General features: G+C 43.0%; 19 protein-coding genes and 1 pseudogene. 16 read left to right on the forward strand and 4 right to left on the reverse strand.

Going from position 1 to position 19962, the window contains the following annotated elements; translation table 11 throughout:
- Positions 1-157 precede the first annotated feature (157 nt).
- From ACFSVN_RS01065 to pnuC, 4 genes are all read left to right on the forward strand, one after another.
- On the forward strand, positions 158-1636 hold the full coding sequence (locus ACFSVN_RS01065; protein ID WP_390297323.1) for a hypothetical protein: 1479 nt from the start codon (positions 158-160) through the stop codon (positions 1634-1636).
- A 104-nt stretch (positions 1637-1740) separates the two neighbouring features.
- On the forward strand, positions 1741-2184 hold the full coding sequence (locus ACFSVN_RS01070; RefSeq protein WP_390297326.1) for a hypothetical protein: 444 nt from the start codon (positions 1741-1743) through the stop codon (positions 2182-2184).
- A gap of 104 nt (positions 2185-2288) precedes the next feature.
- Positions 2289-2525 (forward strand): SEC-C metal-binding domain-containing protein, encoded by a 237-nt coding sequence (locus ACFSVN_RS01075; protein ID WP_390297329.1) that lies wholly within the window; start codon positions 2289-2291, stop codon positions 2523-2525.
- Between the two features lie 99 nt (positions 2526-2624).
- Positions 2625-3272 carry a nicotinamide riboside transporter PnuC gene (gene pnuC, locus ACFSVN_RS01080; RefSeq protein ID WP_390297332.1) on the forward strand — a complete coding sequence of 216 codons (648 nt, stop codon included), beginning with the start codon at positions 2625-2627 and terminating at the stop codon, positions 3270-3272.
- Between the two features lie 4 nt (positions 3273-3276).
- On the opposite strand, the gene ACFSVN_RS01085 is transcribed toward pnuC, so the two are convergent.
- Complete coding sequence (locus ACFSVN_RS01085; RefSeq protein ID WP_390297335.1) at positions 3277-3915, reverse strand: thiamine diphosphokinase; 639 nt, start codon at positions 3913-3915, stop codon at positions 3277-3279.
- Positions 3916-3990: 75 nt separating this feature from the next.
- Between ACFSVN_RS01085 and ACFSVN_RS01090 the strand changes: the two genes are divergently transcribed.
- From ACFSVN_RS01090 to ACFSVN_RS01100, 3 genes are all read left to right on the forward strand, one after another.
- The gene (locus ACFSVN_RS01090; RefSeq protein WP_390297338.1) at positions 3991-4968 is read left to right on the forward strand and encodes a DHH family phosphoesterase; all 978 of its coding nucleotides are present in this window, start codon (positions 3991-3993) and stop codon (positions 4966-4968) included.
- Positions 4969-5023: 55 nt separating this feature from the next.
- Positions 5024-5959, forward strand: a complete 936-nt coding sequence (locus ACFSVN_RS01095) for a response regulator (RefSeq protein ID WP_390297341.1) — start codon at positions 5024-5026, stop codon at positions 5957-5959.
- Positions 5960-6052: 93 nt separating this feature from the next.
- The gene (locus ACFSVN_RS01100) at positions 6053-7255 is read left to right on the forward strand and encodes a S1C family serine protease (RefSeq protein WP_390297344.1); all 1203 of its coding nucleotides are present in this window, start codon (positions 6053-6055) and stop codon (positions 7253-7255) included.
- Between the two features lie 10 nt (positions 7256-7265).
- Here the strand turns inward: ACFSVN_RS01100 and ACFSVN_RS01105 are convergent, their stop codons facing one another.
- Positions 7266-9251, reverse strand: coding sequence for a serine hydrolase (locus ACFSVN_RS01105; RefSeq protein ID WP_390297347.1), 1986 nt, complete (start codon positions 9249-9251; stop codon positions 7266-7268).
- Positions 9252-9499: 248 nt separating this feature from the next.
- Here ACFSVN_RS01105 and serA point away from each other — a divergent pair, with 248 nt between their 5' ends.
- On the forward strand, positions 9500-10741 hold the full coding sequence (gene serA / locus ACFSVN_RS01110) for a phosphoglycerate dehydrogenase (protein WP_390297350.1): 1242 nt from the start codon (positions 9500-9502) through the stop codon (positions 10739-10741).
- Here serA and ACFSVN_RS01115 read toward each other — a convergent pair whose 3' ends face one another.
- Both ACFSVN_RS01115 and ACFSVN_RS01120 read right to left on the reverse strand, forming a co-directional pair.
- Positions 10742-11527 (reverse strand): gamma-glutamyl-gamma-aminobutyrate hydrolase family protein, encoded by a 786-nt coding sequence (locus ACFSVN_RS01115; RefSeq protein WP_390297352.1) that lies wholly within the window; start codon positions 11525-11527, stop codon positions 10742-10744.
- On the reverse strand, positions 11517-12515 hold the full coding sequence (locus ACFSVN_RS01120; protein ID WP_390297355.1) for an amidoligase family protein: 999 nt from the start codon (positions 12513-12515) through the stop codon (positions 11517-11519). The genes ACFSVN_RS01115 and ACFSVN_RS01120 overlap by 11 nt, the downstream gene beginning before the upstream one ends.
- A gap of 223 nt (positions 12516-12738) precedes the next feature.
- On the opposite strand from ACFSVN_RS01120, the gene ACFSVN_RS01125 reads away from it, so the two are divergent.
- The 8 genes and pseudogenes from ACFSVN_RS01125 (at position 12739) to ACFSVN_RS01160 (ending at position 19960) form a co-directional block, all read left to right on the forward strand.
- Positions 12739-14637, forward strand: a complete 1899-nt coding sequence (locus ACFSVN_RS01125; RefSeq protein ID WP_390297358.1) for an ABC-F family ATP-binding cassette domain-containing protein — start codon at positions 12739-12741, stop codon at positions 14635-14637.
- A 122-nt stretch (positions 14638-14759) separates the two neighbouring features.
- Positions 14760-15479: pseudogene (locus tag ACFSVN_RS01130) on the forward strand (SIMPL domain-containing protein).
- A gap of 75 nt (positions 15480-15554) precedes the next feature.
- Positions 15555-15899: an AtuA-related protein gene (locus ACFSVN_RS01135; RefSeq protein ID WP_390297360.1), complete on the forward strand. Its 345-nt coding sequence runs from the start codon at positions 15555-15557 to the stop codon at positions 15897-15899.
- Between the two features lie 196 nt (positions 15900-16095).
- Positions 16096-16830, forward strand: coding sequence for a hypothetical protein (locus ACFSVN_RS01140; protein ID WP_390297362.1), 735 nt, complete (start codon positions 16096-16098; stop codon positions 16828-16830).
- Positions 16814-17575 carry a hypothetical protein gene (locus ACFSVN_RS01145; RefSeq protein WP_390297364.1) on the forward strand — a complete coding sequence of 254 codons (762 nt, stop codon included), beginning with the start codon at positions 16814-16816 and terminating at the stop codon, positions 17573-17575. The genes ACFSVN_RS01140 and ACFSVN_RS01145 overlap by 17 nt, the downstream gene beginning before the upstream one ends.
- Positions 17560-18318, forward strand: a complete 759-nt coding sequence (locus tag ACFSVN_RS01150) for an ABC transporter ATP-binding protein (protein WP_390297366.1) — start codon at positions 17560-17562, stop codon at positions 18316-18318. Before ACFSVN_RS01145 ends, ACFSVN_RS01150 begins: the two co-directional genes overlap by 16 nt.
- Before the next feature lie 93 nt (positions 18319-18411).
- Positions 18412-19098: a hypothetical protein gene (locus ACFSVN_RS01155; protein WP_390297368.1), complete on the forward strand. Its 687-nt coding sequence runs from the start codon at positions 18412-18414 to the stop codon at positions 19096-19098.
- 13 nt (positions 19099-19111) lie between these two features.
- Positions 19112-19960, forward strand: a complete 849-nt coding sequence (locus ACFSVN_RS01160) for a mechanosensitive ion channel family protein (protein ID WP_390297371.1) — start codon at positions 19112-19114, stop codon at positions 19958-19960.
- Positions 19961-19962 lie beyond the last annotated feature (2 nt).

Here is a 19962-nt window from a genome sequence, read left to right on the forward strand (position 1 = left end):
AAATCCAGTAAATTCAAAACATAACAATGCGTTTTAAATCGGACACGGACGGGGCGCAATGGAACCTGATTGCCAGGAAATAATTTCGCTACTTCAACCAAATCATAATCCCCGCGCCGTTTAAACCCTGGGTCGTTACCCCCTAATTTTGAGATCCATGCCACAACCAATTCATGATCAAAATTCACAAGTAATTCGAGACCATTTAGAGTTGCCCGGTATCTTTCCGGATGCTCCCTCATACTGTGCACATGCTGAAGCAGAAGACGACATGTCGTTCTCTTTCAGCCCGAGCCATCTGCTTTATTTGGTCACACTACCCTGGATCCGCAATTTCAAGAAAAGAATAGAACATGTCACTACCGCGGTATGTCTGATCGTATTTTTATGGTTCTGTGCTGGCATCAACCCTGCGTCAGCACAAGGGGTAGAGATGGCAACACCCACCCGGCTCGCGCTCTTCCTCGACTGTGACTTCTGCGATGAGACGTTCATGCGTCAGGAGATGCCTTATCTGGATCACGTCCGTGACCGTGAAGTCGCCGATGTTCACGTTCTCGTCACCAGCGAGAGCACGGGATCAGGTGGTGAGGCACGGACCATAGATGTCATCGGCCTGGGCATCTTTGAGGGGCTGGATTTCTCGACCGTCTTCAATGCACCTGCAGATGCCACTGAAGCCGAAGATCGGGACGGATTTCTCCAAACCCTCGAAGCCGCACTCGTGCCATACCTGATGCAGACTCCCATACGAGACAGACTGCGTGTGGATATCGCGCCGTCTGAAGTATCCACCACCGGACAGACCCTGATAACGGAAGATCCCTGGAACCATTGGACGATCGAAGTCTATGCCGATGGCAGCGCCGACTTCGAGTCCCAGCAGCGCTCTTACGACACCCGGTACGGGGTGTACGTCAGCCGGGTGACTGAGGATTGGAAGCTTCAGTTCCGCCCCTTCTTTAACTACAACTACGATCGATTTGAACGTGAGGAAGGAACGATCACGAGCACGGCCCGACGCGACGGATTCACCAGCTATGCCGTACGAAGCATCTCGCCGCACTGGTCGGCCGGTGCATACGGAGATGTTCTTACCTCGACGTTTTCTAACGTGGACTGGCGCTACCGTTTCATGGGCGCAATGGAGTGGAACCTCTATCCTTACCGCGAAGCGAATCGGCGACAGCTGACGGTTGCTTATCGCCTGGGCGCCTCGCACATCACCTATCGAGACACTACGATCTATAACGAAATCGAGGAATTGCTTCCACAGCATCTACTCAATGCAGGGTATGAAGTCGTCCAGCCGTGGGGAGGGATCGAAATAGGCGTTAATGCCTCGCAGTACCTTCACGACCTGTCTCGTAACAGCCTTCAGTTTGATGCGGAGTTCGAAGTTCGTATCACAAGAGGGCTTTCCGTCGAGGTTGGTGGCTTCCTTGAAATCATCCACGATCAGATCAACCTTCCAAAGGGTAACGCAGACCTCGAAGATGTGCTTCTGAGGCGCAGACAGCTCGAAACCAACTACGAGGCGGGCATCAGCTTCGGATTCCGCTACCGCTTCGGCTCGCTACTCAACAATGTCGTAAACCCGCGCTTTGGAGGTATCGGTAACCGAGACCGATTCTGACCCACGGACTGGGGCGATCGTACTTGTTTCTAAAAAATTAATTTCGCTATTTCCACTAACCCTTAAACGCTGAGCCGTTCCTCCCTCAAACTTAATTTAGACCGATGGAAAATTTTGAATTCAAAGTAAATGATCAAGCCCCATACATTAAGGCAATTCGTTTTTTGGGAACAGCACTTTTAGGGTTTTTCATAGGAGCTATTGTCTTCACTTTAAAATACGAGGGAACTCTTGAGTGGATGAACCTGACCGGTATATTACTAAGTTTATTTTTTGCCTTTTTCCCGGGAAAAAATAATCCATCTCTTACAATTGATGAGAAAGGAATTCATCTTCATAACTATACATTTCATTGGGGAGAAAAGAATGAAATAATGTGGGAAAAAGTAAAAGGGATTCGGGTCCACAAAAATGTTATTGAGATCAAAAATAGTATTGGGTCAACAGAAAAAATTCAGTTACCTCTTCACACAAAAGAACAGCTTGAGGAATTAAGATCATATCTAAAACAAATGACAGAAATTAAAGGTCTTGAATACCTCAAATAACAAAGCGTTTTAAATCGGACGCGGATGGAGTCCCACCAGAAATTTCTTCTTTTGGAAATTTAGTCGTTTATTGATCATACACTCATCAACAACCAATATACTCCATGGCTGAGAAACCCAACAGAAACGAACCATGCCACTGCGGAAGTGGGAAAAAATACAAGAACTGCTGTATCGATAAAGACCGCTCAACTTTTACTTCAAAGATAGGAGTGGCCGGTTTGGCACTTCTTTTCCTGATCGGGGCCTGGTTTTTAGCAACGGCCTTATCCGGCGATGACAGTACCCAAAATTGTCCTGCAGGTACTACCTGGTCGGCATCGCACCAGCACTGCCATTAATGCTTTGAGATCCGGAGTTCTGTTAAATAGACTTATCAGTTCACCTTTCCCCTGCTTATCTTCACGGCTGAATTTTAGTAATTATCTAAGCCAGGCTTCATGGAATATATTATTGATGGGATCGTAACCGGAGTACTTCAGACCACCATACTCGAATGGATCGCTGTAGCAACCGGACTCCTCAGTGTATGGTATTCCATGAAGGAGAATATCTGGGTTTATCCTACCGGCATCGTGAGCGTACTCATCTATGTGTACATTGCCTACATATATAAGTTGTATGCCGACATGGGCGTTAATTTCTACTACTTCATTATGAGCGTGTATGGCTGGTATTACTGGCTTCACCCAAAAAGTGATGACCGGGAACAGGTTCGTGTTACCATGAATAACAAGACCGAAAACCTGATCTCAGCTGCATTAACCATCGGCTCCTTCAGCATTCTATACTTTGTTCTCTCTAATTTTACTGACAGTGATGTTCCTTTCTGGGATTCTTTGACAACGTGTTTCGCCATTTTGGGGATGTACCTGATGGCCCGCAAGAAACTTGAAAGCTGGGTTGCCTGGATCATCACCGATCTCATTTCCATTCCCCTGTATTTCTACAAGGAATTGGTGCTTACAAGTTTTCAATTCCTTGTATTCACGATCATTGCCGTAGGCGGCTACATCTCATGGAAGAGATCGATGGAGGAGAATAATTCGAAATTTAAGCCTCGTGAAGAACAGGTTGAAGCCACATAGGTCTTCAATTTGCCCGACTACTCCATGCACTCATTTCAACAAACACGATTAGATCTCCTTCCCCGACAGCGACGGAAAACTCATCCTCCACTGTCTCGTTGGAGGTTCCGTCCCGCTCTCCATTCTTAAGTAATTCATTATCCAAAGGATACTTCAGCCCCTTTGTAACTACTTCCCGAACCTCGCCCGATAGCGGAAATAAGGATACCATGCGCCCTGCTCCTATATTCATGGTAATAGACTCGGTTATCAGCAAGGCTTCAAATAACTCATCTTTATAGATCAAAGAGCTAAACCTGTTATCAAACTTTTTAAGCACTGAAAGGTTTTTCAAAGCATGATCCATACGTTTGCCAAAAGCGCCCAGCACCGTGCAGGTTTTTGCCTTCTTCTCTGACACCAGCGAAAGTGCTTTTTCCAGGTCATTGGTTTCCTGACCCTCATCAAGAATGATATCGAAATCGGCATTTTCCGGCTTCTTGAAGCTGTCCAGGTCTCCGATCACAATATCAGGTGTGATACCATGAGTTAAGATCGTGTTTCCACCGCCATCAGCACCAATGATCAGGTCCGCTTTTTCAGTTTCAAATTCCAGAAGTTCTTTAGTTGGAGGAAAACCGTTACTTACTATAACTGCGTGCATAATTGATTTTAAGCTGAAATTATTTCTGCTTTAAAATAAGTGGATTTCTGTCAATGTTCGCCTATTTTTGACGCCATGGAGAATTTTATGTTCAAAAACTTTATTTCGAAAATTTTATCACACCAAAAAGTAGCTGTCTTTTCACACCTGAGACCGGATGGTGATTGTCTCGGCTCCCAGGTAGCCCTCAGTTTGTGGCTGCAGAAAAACGGGATCGAGGTAACCGCTTTTAATGAAGACGACGTCCCCGGAAATATGAACTGGCTGGAGACTTTCTTCCCGATCTCAAAACCTTCCAAAGACAAGCTACAAGACTTTGACGCCTTTATAGTCGTTGATGGAAATGCGCTTCATCGTTTTGGGGAGACGGCAGAATCTCTCAAAAACCTGGGGAAACCTATTTTTATGGTTGACCACCATCCTGACCCGGATGATATCTTTGAGGAGTTTGTATCTGTGGTTTCGGCTTCATCTACCTGTGAACTGATCTATCAGCTGTATGCCGAACATAATGCAGACCAAATTGATGAACACGCTGCAAAAGCTATGTACCTGGGGCTGGTAACAGACACCGGCTCATTCCAGTTTGACAGTGTGAAACCTGCGACCATGCATGTTGCGGCCGACCTCTTGAAACGCGGGGAATTTACTCCCAATGAAATTACCGAGCGCATTTATGCATCCCGTCCATTACGTCAGTTAAAGTTGCTTAGTATGGCCCTCGATACCATCGAGCTTCATGCCAACGGGCTTTTTTCCACTATCTGTATTACCCAGGAGATGTTTGAAGCAACCGGATGCACTAATGAAGACACCGAAGGATTTGTACAATACCCACTGAGTGTTGAAGGCGTAAAAGCGTGCGTATTATTTCGGGAAGATGGAGACCGGATCAAATTAAGTTTGCGTTCACAAAGTGACAAAATAGATGTAAACAAATGGGCACGGTCGTTTAATGGTGGAGGGCACCAAAAAGCGGCCGGTGCATGGCATGAAGGCCCCCTGAAAAAAGCTGTCAAAGATGTAATTTCTGCAGGAAGGGAACAATTATAGCTCTGCGACTGAGTTTTTACTATTATGTACCAAGGTTAGTTAAAGTCAGTTCAAAATGGAAAAGGATTATACATTATTGGTTATTGATGATGACCCACCAATGCATATCATCCTTAATAATATGCTGGGTCAGGACTATAACGTAGTAAATGCCAAAACTGCCCAACACGGAATTGATATTCTTTCCGAACAACCCGTTCATTTTATACTTTCCGATATCCATATGCCCGGCATGAGCGGTATCGAATTCCTGGAATCTCTTACCGCAGATGCGGACAGGAAAAAGATCCCTATCCTTATCATGACAAGCCTTCCTTCCGTTGAAAAGGAACAAAAAGCGCTTGGCTTAGGTGCTGCTGATTTTATTGACAAGGCTCTTTTCAATACTGATAAGGAAGAGTTATTGAACCGTATTCGCATGAAGCTGGTAGCTAATGTTGACATCCCGGATCTGCCGGAGAAACTGGCTCTTGATAAAAAAGAGATCACCAAAAGCATATTGTTTGAAGTTTCTTCAGGTGATTTCGTTTCGACTACTCAAAAGCTCACCAAGATCATAGGTCAGAAATTAGAACTTGACCACCTTTCGTTTTGGACTATCAGCGGTGATAATGTGCAAATGCTTCTGGCAAACGGAGTACAACTTCCGCGACGATATGGCCCCAAGGATCTAAAAGAAGAGCCCACTTTTAAACTTGTCTTAGAACAAAAAAGACCTTATTTGGTCAACAATGTATTTACTTCTGATAAGGGTATCCTTCCTAAAATGTCGGAAGAAGAAGGACTGCCGGCTGAGATAGGGATCCCTCTATTTGCACTTACAGAGAAAGAATTGATCAAGAACAAAATGAAGATCCCACCCAAAACTCCTCTTTTTGGATATGTTGTTTTGAAACGGAAAAGAGTGTTTACCAGCAAGGAATATAAACTCACTTCTATCCTGATGATGCAACTGGGAACCATTCTCTGGCGATTATATCATGACCTGTAGGTGTTATCATACAATTGAATGCAGGAAAATGCGTTGAATGAGTCCTTTAATTATAGCTTAACCAAATACTTTTTTAAAACCGCAGAGCTACTTATGGTTCGATTCGTTACTATTTCATTGGTGACCTTAATGTTTACCGGGTGCAGTATTCAACAAGACCCAGATCAAAAAAACCCTTCTCCTGTTGCGTCAATAGGTACCGTTAACAACACCAAAACCCAGACTGATAAAGACATAAAAGCGGAAGATGGCAATCAGCTTTCAACCATCGATGGTTCCCGCCGAAATGCCATTACAAACGCCGTTGATAAAGCCGGGCCTGCTGTTGTAAGTATCACCGTAACGGAACTTCAGCGTGGCTACACCCGAGAATTTGATTCTTTCTTTTTCCGATATTTTGATGTCCCCATGCAGCGGGAAGTGCAAAGCGTAGGCTCCGGTTTCATAATCAGTGAAGATGGTTTGGTAGTAACCAATGAACATGTGGCCAGTAAAAATTCCAAAACCATTATGGTGGCGCTTTCTGATGGGAACACCTATGACGCCGAACTACTCGGTTCTGATGAACTTGCCGACCTCTCGTTGCTTAAAATTAAAGACCAAAGCCGAACATATCCTCACATTGATTTTGCGGACTCTGATAATATTATGGTTGGAGAATGGAGTATAGCTATGGGTAATCCGTTCGGACTCTTTGCCGATGGCCAGCCCTCTGTTACCGTAGGTGTTGTAAGTGCCAAGGAAAGAGATTTCCGGCCCGACCCCCAAGACCCAAGGGTTTACGTTGAGATGATCCAAACTGATGCAGCCATCAACAGAGGGAACTCAGGCGGACCACTAATAAACAGTAATGGCGAGGTGATGGGTGTGAATACCTTCATTTTTACCGGCGGTACAAGCAGTGGTTTTGTGGGATTAGGATTTGCCATTCCAAGCAATCGGGTACAGAAGATCATCAATCAGCTTAAAGAATCAGGAACCGTGTCATTGGACTATGATCCGGGAATGAAGTTTGTTCCTGTGACACGGCAGCTGATCATGCAATACCCGAATATTCCGCGCGTATTGGGTCTCTTTGTAACCGAGGTCAATAAAAGCGGACCTGCTTACGAGTGTGGCATCATGCCGGGAGATGTGATCGTCCAGATAGGCGATGAGCGCGTAACCAGTGAGATGCATGCCTGGGCACTGATGCGGGAATACGAAGAAGGTGAGGAAATGGACCTTCACCTTGTTCGTGAAAACCGACAGTATAAAACTAGTATGAACTTAAGAAAACGAGTTCAGGGGCGGTAAAATTTACTTTTTATTCATCCCACTTTCTGAAATACACTCCTCTGGTTCGGCCATTGGATGCCTTAAAGCCAATGATATCTCCGGCTTCATTTCTTTCGAATGAGATATCTGCTATTGGGAAACCGCCTCCAAAAGAATCTATGTTTCCGGGCGTAAGCTTGATATCGTCTTCCATTTGGTAATGCTGAAGCATTAGGCTGCTATCTTCAATAGCAATGGTGTAAAGTGTTTCAGTCTCATCACTAAAATACCGACCCGTGTACTCCTGCAGTTCTTCTTGGCTTGGGTCAAATTCGATCTTCTTAGCAATGTGATTTCCATTTTGGTGAAGAGTGAGCGAATCGGCCGAACCGTCATCATTTCGATGGAAAGTGATAGCGGCATTTACGCCAACAAGGTTAAAAGTTGAATCTGATGTGGCCGTTATGTCAACCTCAGGCTGGCCGGTAGCCTGTGTGTAGATCCGATCCCCATCTCTTGAAAAAGTGAGGACAAACCCCGGCATAATACTGAGTTCATACCGCCCGGTTAGCGGTTCAAAATCTGCAGCATCATATACAAATTCTTCTCCCTCTTCTTCAGTCATGTCTTCTTGCTGAGCCTTTTGCTCCATATGTTCTTCAAAAAAGATCTCAGCTATTCTTTGCGCTGTATTTCCCTGAAAAGCAGCGTAATTACTTTGTGTAACCACGGCACTGCTCAATTCCGGGAATACCATAAGCATGGACCGATGAGCCATATCCGCCCCTCCATGGTGGAAATATTCAAGTCCCCTGAATTCCTCTGAAAAAAGCCCCAGACCATAGCCTGTAGAAGCCCCATTGTTTAATTCAAATGGGGTGGTCATTGCTTCGATCATCTCTTGAGTACCTACTTTTGGGTCAAGAAGATTATTGACCCATTTCTGAAGATCTCCCATCGTGGTGTGGATACCTCCCGGCCCCATGGCTCCGCCAAGATCCATAACTTCTTTAAACCCTCCGTCCCCAACTGGCTCATATCCCATTGATCTGTTCTCAACAACTTGCCCGGGACCGGCACGAACCACCGTATTATCCATCCCGATCGGCTCAAACACATGTTCTTTCATCCATTCAGGAAATGGTGTTTCCGTAACTCGCTCAATAACCTCCGTCATCAATACATAACCAGTATTATTGTAATTGAATTCTGCGCCCGGTACGTTCTGAAGTTCAGGCTGACGGTTGATCATTTCGATCACGTGTTCCTGACTTAATTCCATACTAGGGCTTCGGCCGGTCATCACAAGGGTATTCAAAAACTCCCGGTACCCACTAGTATGATTTACTAAATTCTTAAGCGTGACGGTGTGCTCAAATTCAGGAAGTTCAGGAATATATTTTCTGACATCATCATCTAAAGAAAGCATTCCGTCTTCCTGCAATAACAGAAGTCCAAAAGTTAAAAAATGCTTTGAAGTTGAACCGATGTTGTGGACCGTTTCATTTGTCATTTCAACATCATAAGCAAGATTTGCCATACCATAGGAATTCTGAAAAACCACTTCTCCATTTTTAATAACCATGGCCGCTGCACCGGGAATATTGCCCGAGTATTCTGTCATCAGCTGATCCACCTTACCTGCCGGGTCTTCAGCAATTGGTTCGGCTATTTTCAGGGTTATGTCATATTCTCCTTCTTCCTTTTCAAACGGGGTCACTTCGATCCGGTAGGTTCCCGCTTCCCTGGTGTTAAATTGAAAAGACTCATTTCCTCTTGCCGGACCATCAAATTTAGCTGCTTCTTTTCCTTCGGGATTATAGATGGTAACTACCACATCCACTGATATCTGAGTTACACTGCCAAATACATAATAATTAGATGGGAATTCTGCCTCAAAGTTGTGAATGCTTTCCGATTGTAGTGAAGCTGAGATCTTTTCACCAACTTCGATCGGTTGGGTTGACTGTGCAATTGTGGTGCTAATAGTTAGTATAAAAACTAAAATCAATGCCCCTGATTTCTTTATCATCATTCCTATCCTTTGATTAGTGTTCCCGTTGTTACTTCGTTATAGTTGTAATTCATAAATATTAAGATCGAGCTAACTATAACACTTGGATCTCCTATTCGCTTTACGAGTAAAATTGTTTCAAATTTACTCCTTATATCTGCTTCTGTAAATATAGGACTAATAAAGCCAGAGTGTTTTCGGAGTAAGTCAGATTAGTCCTAAATGTTTTTTAACTTGGGCTACTCACTCATTTATTTATCAATCATTTTATGACAGAAGCTAAAAACGATCTTTCCTACCCCAAAGAACAGATCAAAGTTTTATTACTGGAAGGTATTCATCCAAAAGCCAAAGAGAACTTCGAACGACATCATTTTGTGAATATAGAAACTCATGATGTTGCCTGGAGCGAAGAGGAGCTTCTTGAGCATATAGAAGATGTTCAGATCATTGGGGTTCGCTCAAAGACTCATCTCACTAAAAAGGTGATCGAAAAAGCAAATAAGCTAAAAGCGATCGGGTGTTTTTGTATCGGTACTAATCAGGTTGACCTTGATGCAGCAATGATGGCTGGGATCACGGTCTTTAACTCTCCCTATTCCAACACACGTTCGGTAGCAGAATTGGTGATCGCGGAATCCATAATGCTTATGCGCCGTATTCCACTTCGTGATAAAAAAGCCCATGAAGGAATCTGGTTGAAGGATGCCAAAGACAGTTATGAAGTTCGTGGCAAAAAGATCGGGATAATTGGATATGGGCATATCGGATCACAAGTGTCTGTGCTGGCCGAGAATATGGGTTTTGATGTGCTTTATTATGATATAGAACCAAAACTGCCGATGGGTAATGCTACCCGAATGGAATCGCTGGATGAACTTTTACATCGGTCTGATATTGTAACATTACACGTGCCCGCCACCCCCGGTACTAAAAATTTGATAGATACCGAGAACATCTCAAAAATGAAAAAAGGCAGTATCCTCTTGAATTTATCCCGAGGTTCGGTAGTTGATATTCCTGCATTAAAAGATGCCCTTGAATCAGGACATGTTTCAGGAGCCGGTATTGATGTATATCCCGAGGAGCCGGAATCGAAAGGAGAGGCTTTCAAAACCGAACTTCAAAATATTCCTAATGTGATCCTTACCCCACATATCGGGGGGTCTACACTGGAAGCTCAATACAATATTGGAATTGATGTTTCTACCAAACTCATTAATCTGATCGATGACGGAACTACGGTAGGTTCTCATACTGTGCCACCTCTCAATCTTCCCAAACAAAAAGATGCCCACCGCATCCTGCACATTCATGAAAATAAACCCGGTGTACTTTCTGAGATCAATAATCTGCTTTCCGAAATGGATATCAATATCCTGGGTCAGTATCTCAAAACCAATGAACATATTGGCTATGTTGTTCTTGATATGGATAAGGAATATGACGACCGAATCCTTGAAGAGATGAATAAAGTGAAACACACAATCAGGACCCGGATCTTGTACTGATTAGGTTGTATTACTGACAGCTGCTTTCACCAAGCCTTTAAAAATATTACGCTGTCGGGCTATTTGGATGAGATATTCGGGATGCCACTGAACTCCGATCACAAAAGGATATTCCCGGTGTTCTATTGCTTGATAAACTTCCGTGTTCAATTCTCTGGCTGCCAACCGAATTCCTTCTCCAGGCTTATCAATAGCCTGATTATGCAGGGCATTCACGTTACAAATATCAGTTTGAAGCAACTCACATAACCTGGTACCATCCTCTACTACAATCCTCTTTTTGGGAAAGATGGAAGAAACCTGAGATTTCTCTCCATAAAACCCTCTTATGTCCTGATGTAAAGTACCTTTAAAGTGCACATTCATTAGTTGCATTCCTCTACAAATTCCTAAAACCGGCATCTTCTGCTCTGTTGCTTTGGATAGATATTTCAACTCCAGCTCATCCCGCTCCAGATCAACAGGAGAACGTTTGGTATGCTGAAAATAGCGGGCTACCCAATAGACCGGAAAGAATAAAATGGATAGTACCCATTCTATAATAGTGCGTTTATCTCTGGCAAGTACCGCCCTTTCAATGCGTTGCTGTCCATATTTGAGAGGCTCCACATCAGCGCCTCCACCGATGATCAATCCGTCAATTTGATCTATATCCCGGGGCATATCAGTAGTTATACGTAGTGGTTTCCCTCCGGCCAGGATCACCGAAAATGCCGTAAACAACCAGGCGGCCTGACCTCCTTCATTTGGCCCTGTTACTCCAATTACCGGCTGTCTATCTAACATTGTTCACCCAGCGATCCATAAGTTTGATCCATTTCTTTTTCATACCGAAAACAGATTTTTCATCCATATTCAAAAAAGCACGACTGTATTGATCTAAACTTTTTTCATCATTTGCTAACTGTTCTACCAATAACCATCGGTTCCACTCTTCTGCCAGCGACCAGGATTCATCCTCTATTGAGCAGTTTGGCAATCGGTAATGGAACGTTGGCCGGGCGGAGGTCAGCTCTTCTTCAAGTAAACCCTTTGTGGTCTTTTCATCCATGAACATAAAAACAGGCAGGAGATCAAGGGGGCGGTTTCGGGAATTTTTAAATTTAAAGTAGTCTGTGATCAAAGTTTTAAGGTCCGGCTTATAGTCCTCCTGCAGGATAAACCTGATGTAGTCCATCTCATATTCGTTGATGTAGGGAGTGATCTTCCTTGCTAAATCGATATTGGCATCTTTTCGGATCCATGCGTCCATCATTACATACGCTTTCAGGTGATGAAGAATGCTTTCCGCCGAAAGCTCCGGAACCTCGGGATTCAGGTGAAGCCCAAATGCATAGAAAAAGGAACTGCCGGTCCCTTTGGCTTTCCATTCCCTCAACTTCTCTACCAGCCTATCCATTTGCTCTAAACTTGAGATCGGAATGGGCGGTGTAATGATCTCAAATGGAACCACAGTTGAGGCCATATCCCGCAGCGTATCTTCAAGCTTCTCTTTGTTCTTAAGCTTATCAACATCTAACCCTACCGATTTCAGTACCTTTTCATATTTCTTATTCAAAAACAAGCTGGCATCAAGTTCCAGGGAAAAGTCTCCAAATTCAGAATCGTTGACTGCATATTCATATCCGCTGATCTGTTCTACCTTTCCGCCATACAGTTCTGAGGTCATTTCGGCGGCATCCTTCATCTCCACACCGGTGAACTCAAACTCAAAGCCAACCGAGCGTTCTTTACCATCCTGATTTTTGATTTTTGGGGGATTTCTAAAGCTCACATTCATCCTTAATTCTTTGCAATCACTTTAATCAGATGTAAGGTGAGATTCAATCCTGAATTTTGTGATTTTACCTCAAAAATATAAGATCCGAAATGAGAATACTATGAAGCCGGCCGGACTCACTTGATTTTTCAATATTCCTCCGATCAACATTCAATATTCCACTCCTTTTATCCGTATTTTAAATATTCATCATCAGAGTTCACAACCTTCTTACTACATGACCTATCTTTCCACCGAAAACCTTTCCAAAAATTTTGGGATCAAACCACTTTTTGAAGACCTGACCTTTGGCATCTCTAAAGGAGATAAAACCGCATTGATAGCCCCAAACGGAACCGGAAAATCAACCCTACTTAAGATCTTAGCGGGAGAAATGGAACAGGATTCAGGTAAGGTGATGACCCAAAAAGGCATTCAGGTGGGGTTTTTGGCCCAGGAGCCTGAGATGGATGAGAGCATGACCATCAGTGAATTTATTGCTCACGGAAATTCTGAAAAGATCCGGATCGTACAGCGGTATGAGAGGGCTGTTCATGATCAAGCTGAGGATTTCAACCCACAAACCCAACAACAGTTTGAAAAAGCATCGGCCGCTATGGATGCCGCCGAAGCCTGGGATGTGGAACAACAGATGGAGCAGATCCTAAGCATTCTGAATATTCACGATCTTGATCAGTCCATTGCTTCCCTATCGGGTGGAGAGCGTAAACGAGTGGCCCTGGCTTTTGTACTCCTGGATGAACCCGACCTGTTGATCCTGGATGAGCCTACCAACCATCTGGATGTAGAGATGATCGAGTGGCTGGAGCAGTATCTTGCTAAAAGCGCCATGACCTTGCTGATGGTAACTCACGATCGCTATTTCCTGGACCGGGTGTGTAATCACATTCTGGAACTGGATTACGGCAAGCTTTATCACCACAAAGGAAATTACGAGTATTATCTGCAAAAGAAGGCCGAACGTGAAGAAGTAGAAGCTACAGAGATCGCCAAGGCCGGTAAGCTCATGAAGAAGGAACTGGAGTGGATCCGCCGGGGACCCAAAGCCCGAACCACCAAATCTAAGTCGCGAATAAAGGCATTCTACGAAACCAAAGACAAAGCAACTTCCGCCCGCGAGGAAGAGGAGTTACAGCTGGATGTGAATATGAGCCGCATGGGCGGGAAGATCCTTGAGCTCAAGAATATCTCCAAGGCTTTTAATGAGACCGTGATCCTGGATGATTTCAGTTATCAGTTTGTGAAGGGAGAGCGTATAGGTATTCTTGGAAAGAACGGGGTTGGAAAAAGCACTTTCCTTAAAGTATTGATGAGAGAAGAACCCGCCGATTCCGGTCAAATTGAAACCGGGGAAACCATCGTTTACGGGCATTACCAACAGCAGGGAATTGAGATCGACGGAAGTAAGCGGGTTATAGAGGTTATCAAGGAAGTGGCTGAAGTTATTGAGTTAGCAAATGGAGATAAGATCACCGCCTCGCAGTTCCTTGAGCATTTCATGTTTCCCGGGAAAATGCAGTATACGCCGGTTGAGAAACTAAGCGGTGGTGAAAAGCGCCGGTTGGGATTAATGATGGTTCTTATCAAGAATCCGAACTTTCTGATCCTGGATGAGCCCACCAACGACCTCGACCTCCTCACCCTTAACAAGCTGGAAGATTTTTTGCAAAACTTTGGAGGCTGCCTCATCATCGTATCTCATGATCGCTTTTTCATGGACAAACTCGTTGATCATTATTTTGTGTTTGAAGGTCAGGGCGAGATCAAGGATTTCCATGGGACTTATGATGAGTACAGAGAGGAGATGCTGGCAAGGATGTCTTCTTCCCAACAAAAGGAAATTCAGAAACCGGAGAAGAAAACTGAGGAAAAATCTGTTCCCCAAAAAAATAACTCAGACAAACTAAGCTATACCGAACGCCGCGAATACAACAAGCTGGAAAAAGAGATCACTGAATTGGAGAAGAAGAAATCCAAGCTCGAGGAAAAAATGAGTTCAGGTGATCTGGAATACGAAAAACTTAATAAACTGTCCCGGGAGTTTGAAGAACTCAAAGAAGAGATCGAAGAGAAAGAATTGATCTGGCTGGAAATGGCGGAACGAGCTGAGTTCTGAGTTCTGAGTTCTGAGTTCTGAGTTCTGAGTTCTGAGTAGAATGTTAGTTTTTCTACCGAAACAATATTTCTTTTTCTCGACTATTATTATTTGATACTGCTAATTTTTTAGAACCACACATCATGGATACACAAAGTAATCGAGGGCTTACCATAATTGGCGGTGCTATTTTTCTTGGCCTCGTAGCATTTGGTTTTTTGCTCAGCAACGCCGCAATCACTTTTAAAGAATATGAACGAACGGTAACGGTAAAAGGACTTTCGGAGCAGGAACATCTTGCGGATATTGTGATTTGGCCCATCCAGTTTTCTTAAGCAAGCAATCGCCTTGAAGATATCTATACTTCGCTTGAAAGCAGTGCTCAGAAAGTCCGTGCTTTTCTCATTGAAAATGGATTCAGGGAAGAAGAGATCTCGATATCTTCCCCACTTGTAACAGATAAATCTGCCCAGCGTTATGGCGGCGCAAACGAATCTGAGTTTCGTTATGTGGCTACTCAAACCGTTACGGTATATTCTGAAAAAGTAGAAGATGTTCGTTTAGTCATGACTAAGCTCGCCGACCTGGGCAAACAGGGCGTTACCTTGAGCGGGGACGAATACCAAAATCGTACCGAGTATTTATTCAACAGTCTGAATGAGATCAAACCGCAGATGATCGAGGAAGCTACGAAGGAAGCTAGAGCAGTAGCTGAGAAATTTGCCGAAGATTCCAACAGTGAGCTAGGCAAGATCAAAACAGCTTGTCAGGGACAGTTTAGTATTTCACCAAGAGATAATAACAATCCGCATATAAAAAATATTCGGGTAGTTTCTACAGTGGTGTATTATCTGTCAGATTAGTTCAGGCTTATCATTGTGAAGTGAAACCAAATCCCGTTATCTTTATCAAAAATTTAGCCTTAAACATACTCTGATATGCCAACTGTAAAACTTCTCAAAATTGCTCATGGCCGTAGCGGCGACAAAGGAAATGGGAGTAATGTAGGTATCATTGCCCGCCACCCAGAGATCTATCCATTTCTCAAAGAAAACCTTACCGCTGATCGTGTTAAAGAACACATGAAACATGTTTGTAAAGGTGATGTAGAGCGTTTTGAATTACCCAACATCGGGGCCCTCAATTTCCTGCTAAACGAAAGTTTGGGCGGAGGCGGAACCGTCTCTCTAAAACTGGATGCGCAGGGTAAGACCCATGCATCACAGGTCTTACGAATGGACATCGATGTGCCTGAAAACTTGTTGAGTTTGGTGGAAAACTAGCCCGCTTTTTTTCTATTTAAGTCGGTCGTTTTTTAGTTACTATTTATTTGAATTTTCAAATAGATAAAACAGTTTGTATCTGTTATAATATTCACCCTGAATTTTAACATAGTTCAAATACTAAAAAGCGTTGTTCTACCGGTTGCTATCATTAAACTGGCGTATTTTCATCTCCAACCTGAATCGTTTTTAGCTGTTGCTTACGATCGGGTATATCCTGTTTTTGGGGATCATGCTGGTGAACTTGATAGGGACAGCCATTGTAGTGGTTTTGATGGACAGTGACCCATGGATGCAAGTTCAGCTTCCCTGGCTAACTCCTGATATCTACTCTTTCATACTACTTGTATTTGGGAACGCTTATTGGGTGATGCATTTCTCTTTTACCAATATGCGGTTACTTAATATTGAGGAAAACCGAAAACTACTTGGCTTTGGCTTTTCATTGGATCGTCTTGCTAAATACCTGACCCTCATCGGGTTTTGTCACCCCGTTAATATTATCTATAACTTCACCTGGCTGGTCTTTTTATTGATCCAGGTCGATTATGCCTTCCAGGTTCCTGTTGCCATTGTAGCAGTGGCCTTGAATTATGTGATCATCTACTCCATCAAACATCGGTTTATTCGGGTAGTAGAAAAACGATTTATTGCCGTCGTAGTAGGTTTTTTTATACTGATCTTCGGTTTATTTCAAATGATCTCTCTTTTTGCCTCTAACTCAAGTAGAATATTTGCCGAATTTGTCCCTCAGGTTGAAACCATCAATGCATTCCTCTCGTGGTTACCCGGTGGTATGCTCATTCAAACAGTAACAACCTATTATGGATGGATGAATGCCATTATCATTTTCTTCTTTGCCGTTGTGATAATTGGGCTTACTGTGGTCGATCACTTCAACAAAACAAGGCTTGTTGAATCCTGGACTTAAAAAAGCCGAAGAAGAAAGCAGTATGCTGTGGAAGGTTTTGAGAAAAATATTGGGGAGAAACGCCGGAAAGTATTATTTCTATGTAATGAAACATCCATATAACCGACTTCAGGTTTTGACGCTCACTATCATTCCGATCGTGTATGTCCCCTTACTTATGAATGTTGAATTTGAATTAGCCAGAACCATTCTAATTCCAACCATACTCGCCGGTATTCCTGTTGCCCTGCTGGCAATGGGTATGGCCAACATGTATGGATATGAGAACAGAGAGTTTTTACTTCACCTTCAGTTTCCCATTAACCTTGAAAAGCAACTTAAGGAACGTTTTTTAGGGGTAATCCTACTCCCATTGCTCGTGTTCTATCTGATCACTGTTTTCGAATTGCTTGTGATACCTGAGATAGGTTCCCCACTTCAGATCTTTATCGCAAATACGTTCTTCTTTCTGATGTTCATGCTGCTGTTTGTATGGAGTTCTTACTTTCAGTATCAAAAAGCAACTTATTCTTCTTTCAGTTATAAGCACCCCATCATACCACAAAAAGTTACATTTGCCATATCATTCCTCATTTTTTCTATGGGATATTTGGTCTTTGTACCGTTGAATGGACTTGAGTGGTATCGCCTTACCATTATGAGTACGGTCATTGTCATTATGGCGATCTATTTGTGGCAACACATGGATGTTTTGGTTAACCTTTTTAAAAACCGTGTATTAATGAGATTATGGAACGAGCTGTAGAGATCAACAAACTTATAAAATGTTATGAAGAAGAGCCTGTTCTCAAGGACCTGGAGCTTGATATTCCTAAAGGCACTATTTTTGGGCTGATAGGCCCCAACGGCGCAGGAAAGAGTACGCACATCGGTGTATTGACCGGATTACTAAGCTTTGAAGGAGGCGATATTAAGATCCATGGAATGGAGCTTAATACTGATAATGAGCTCAATATAAAACGGTTAACTGCATCCGTTTTGCAACCTCCGCTTTTATTTGAGCAATTCAGCAGCTTGGAATTCATTGAATATATCTGTGAAATATATGAAGTTGAAAAAGAAGGGCTTATCGAGAAAGCCTATTCCCTCATGGATTATTTTGATATCAAGGATTTTGCCAAAATAAAAGTGAATAAGCTTTCATCAGGCAGCCGTAAAAAATTAGCTTTTGTAACAGCCGTTCTGCTTGAACCCAAGCTCCTTTTATTGGATGAGCCTTTTGAGTCGGTGGATGTAATTTCCATCGAACGCATGAAAAATGTGATCCGACGTCTTAAGAACAAGGGTGTGACCATTATTGTAACCAGTCATATTCTTGAAGTTGTTGAGAACCTTTGTGATGATATCGCCATATTGCATAACGGTAAGATCAAAGCTTACCTAGATTCCATCAGCCGAAAGGAACTTCAAAAAGATTCCAGCTTGCATGAGATCTTTGAAAAGTTTGTGGAAGTAGAGAAAAAAGACCAGATCGTGGAATGGCTTTAGATTAAAAATACTCTGATCATTTCGCCAATTCCTTCAAATATCGTATAATCCACCAGGTTAGTAGGTTGGTCAATAAAAAAAAGGGTGTATTATATGAAGACTACGGTCAGGTTTATTGTTTGGGTATTATTTTGTTCTACAATTGTAATGGCACAGGATCGTCCTGATCCTAACATGCCACAGGGTACTAATCTTGAAGTTCCTGAAGGTTGGGAGGTTCGTTTAGACCATGAAATGGAAGATGTGATAATAAGTTCAAACCCGGCGGAAGCGGATGTTTATTTTGTAAATATGACTCCCGGCTGGCACATCACAACAGGGCCTGCCGGCATCTTCTATCATCCCTCAAACACAGCTTCCGGAAATTTCACCGTTACGTCTGAGCTACACTTTTTTGATCCAGGAGATCGAAACCGCGAAGGATATGGAATTTTTATTGGAGGCTCTGATCTTCAGGGTGAAAATCAATCCTACATTTATTTCTTGCTTCGGAATACCGGCGAATTTTTAGTGAAACAACGAATGGGTGAAGAAACTGAAGTGCTTCAAAACTGGACTCCAAGCAGTGCTATCATAAAATATGAAAGTGGTGTTACTGAAAACTCTTCGGTTATGAATGTCTTAGAGGTGGCTGTTGTCGGTAATGCTATTTCGTTTTCTATAAATGATGAAGAGGTCGCATCTGTAAATTCATCGGTACTGACAACAGATGGTATTTTTGGCTTGAGAGCAAATCATAGTGTAAACCTCCATATCTCTGATCTTAGTCTTAATAATTAAGAACTGATTCTTCATGCAAGATCTTTTCGAACTTCAACTGCAACGTTTAATAGAATCCGTTCCCCAGATTTTAGGCGCCGTTTTTACCATCGTTGTGTTGGTGTTTGCTGGGCAATTTGTTAGCAATGGTATCGAGAAAGTTTTAGGGAAGCGAAAAACAAAAGCAATAAAACAAACTCGACTCATCAAACGGTTGATTCGCTGGGGCTTCAGTCTTATTGGAATTGTGATCGCTTTAAACCTGCTTGGACTTAGCCAGGTTGCTGCTAGTTTTTTGGCTGCCGGAGGTGTTATGGCGGTCGTACTGGGATTTGCTTTTCGTGAAATTGGAGAAAATTTACTGGCGGGTTTGTTTCTCTCTTTTAGCCGGTCATTTGATGTGGGCGATATTATTGAAAGCAATGGTATTCGTGGAAAAGTAAAGCGTATTGAGATTCGGGAGGTTCACATTCGAACTGCTGAAGGGTGTGACATCTTTATTCCAAGTGCCATCATATATAAAAACCCGTTACATAATTTCACTCGCGATGGACTTCGAAGAGGGCGTTTTACTATTGGAATCGATTACGGGGATGATCCTCAAAATGCTCGGGAATTATTACTTTCTACCGTGCAGAACAACGAGAACACCTTAAAGCAACCTGCTCCAACCGTTCAAATTTCAGGGTTTAATCCCGGCTATATTGAACTTGAGGTGCTATTTTGGGTTAATACATTTAGTGAATCAGCTGATCTAATCGATGTCAGATCTCAGCTTATGAAAGCATGCCATCAAGCCCTTGCCGTTAATGGTTACACATTCAGTTCCAATGTAACCACGGCTATAGATATGCTGCCCGTAGATGTGAATGTGAACAGCTGATA

Source organism: Gracilimonas halophila, from assembly GCF_042684365.1.
GTDB classification, from domain to species: domain Bacteria; phylum Bacteroidota; class Rhodothermia; order Balneolales; family Balneolaceae; genus Gracilimonas; species Gracilimonas halophila.

Coding starts and splice junctions, on each gene's coding strand:
- ACFSVN_RS01065 (WP_390297323.1), top strand. CDS start 158: ATGCCACAACCAATTCATGATCAAAATTCACAAGTAATTCGAGACCAT.
- serA (WP_390297350.1), top strand. CDS start 9,500: ATGACAGAAGCTAAAAACGATCTTTCCTACCCCAAAGAACAGATCAAA.
- ACFSVN_RS01160 (WP_390297371.1), top strand. CDS start 19,112: ATGCAAGATCTTTTCGAACTTCAACTGCAACGTTTAATAGAATCCGTT.
- ACFSVN_RS01070 (WP_390297326.1), top strand. CDS start 1,741: ATGGAAAATTTTGAATTCAAAGTAAATGATCAAGCCCCATACATTAAG.
- ACFSVN_RS01085 (WP_390297335.1), bottom strand. CDS start 3,915: ATGCACGCAGTTATAGTAAGTAACGGTTTTCCTCCAACTAAAGAACTT.
- ACFSVN_RS01155 (WP_390297368.1), top strand. CDS start 18,412: ATGAAGACTACGGTCAGGTTTATTGTTTGGGTATTATTTTGTTCTACA.
- ACFSVN_RS01100 (WP_390297344.1), top strand. CDS start 6,053: ATGGTTCGATTCGTTACTATTTCATTGGTGACCTTAATGTTTACCGGG.
- ACFSVN_RS01095 (WP_390297341.1), top strand. CDS start 5,024: ATGGAAAAGGATTATACATTATTGGTTATTGATGATGACCCACCAATG.
- ACFSVN_RS01135 (WP_390297360.1), top strand. CDS start 15,555: ATGCCAACTGTAAAACTTCTCAAAATTGCTCATGGCCGTAGCGGCGAC.
- ACFSVN_RS01075 (WP_390297329.1), top strand. CDS start 2,289: ATGGCTGAGAAACCCAACAGAAACGAACCATGCCACTGCGGAAGTGGG.
- ACFSVN_RS01105 (WP_390297347.1), bottom strand. CDS start 9,251: ATGATGATAAAGAAATCAGGGGCATTGATTTTAGTTTTTATACTAACT.
- ACFSVN_RS01090 (WP_390297338.1), top strand. CDS start 3,991: ATGGAGAATTTTATGTTCAAAAACTTTATTTCGAAAATTTTATCACAC.
- ACFSVN_RS01150 (WP_390297366.1), top strand. CDS start 17,560: ATGGAACGAGCTGTAGAGATCAACAAACTTATAAAATGTTATGAAGAA.
- ACFSVN_RS01125 (WP_390297358.1), top strand. CDS start 12,739: ATGACCTATCTTTCCACCGAAAACCTTTCCAAAAATTTTGGGATCAAA.
- pnuC (WP_390297332.1), top strand. CDS start 2,625: ATGGAATATATTATTGATGGGATCGTAACCGGAGTACTTCAGACCACC.
- ACFSVN_RS01115 (WP_390297352.1), bottom strand. CDS start 11,527: ATGTTAGATAGACAGCCGGTAATTGGAGTAACAGGGCCAAATGAAGGA.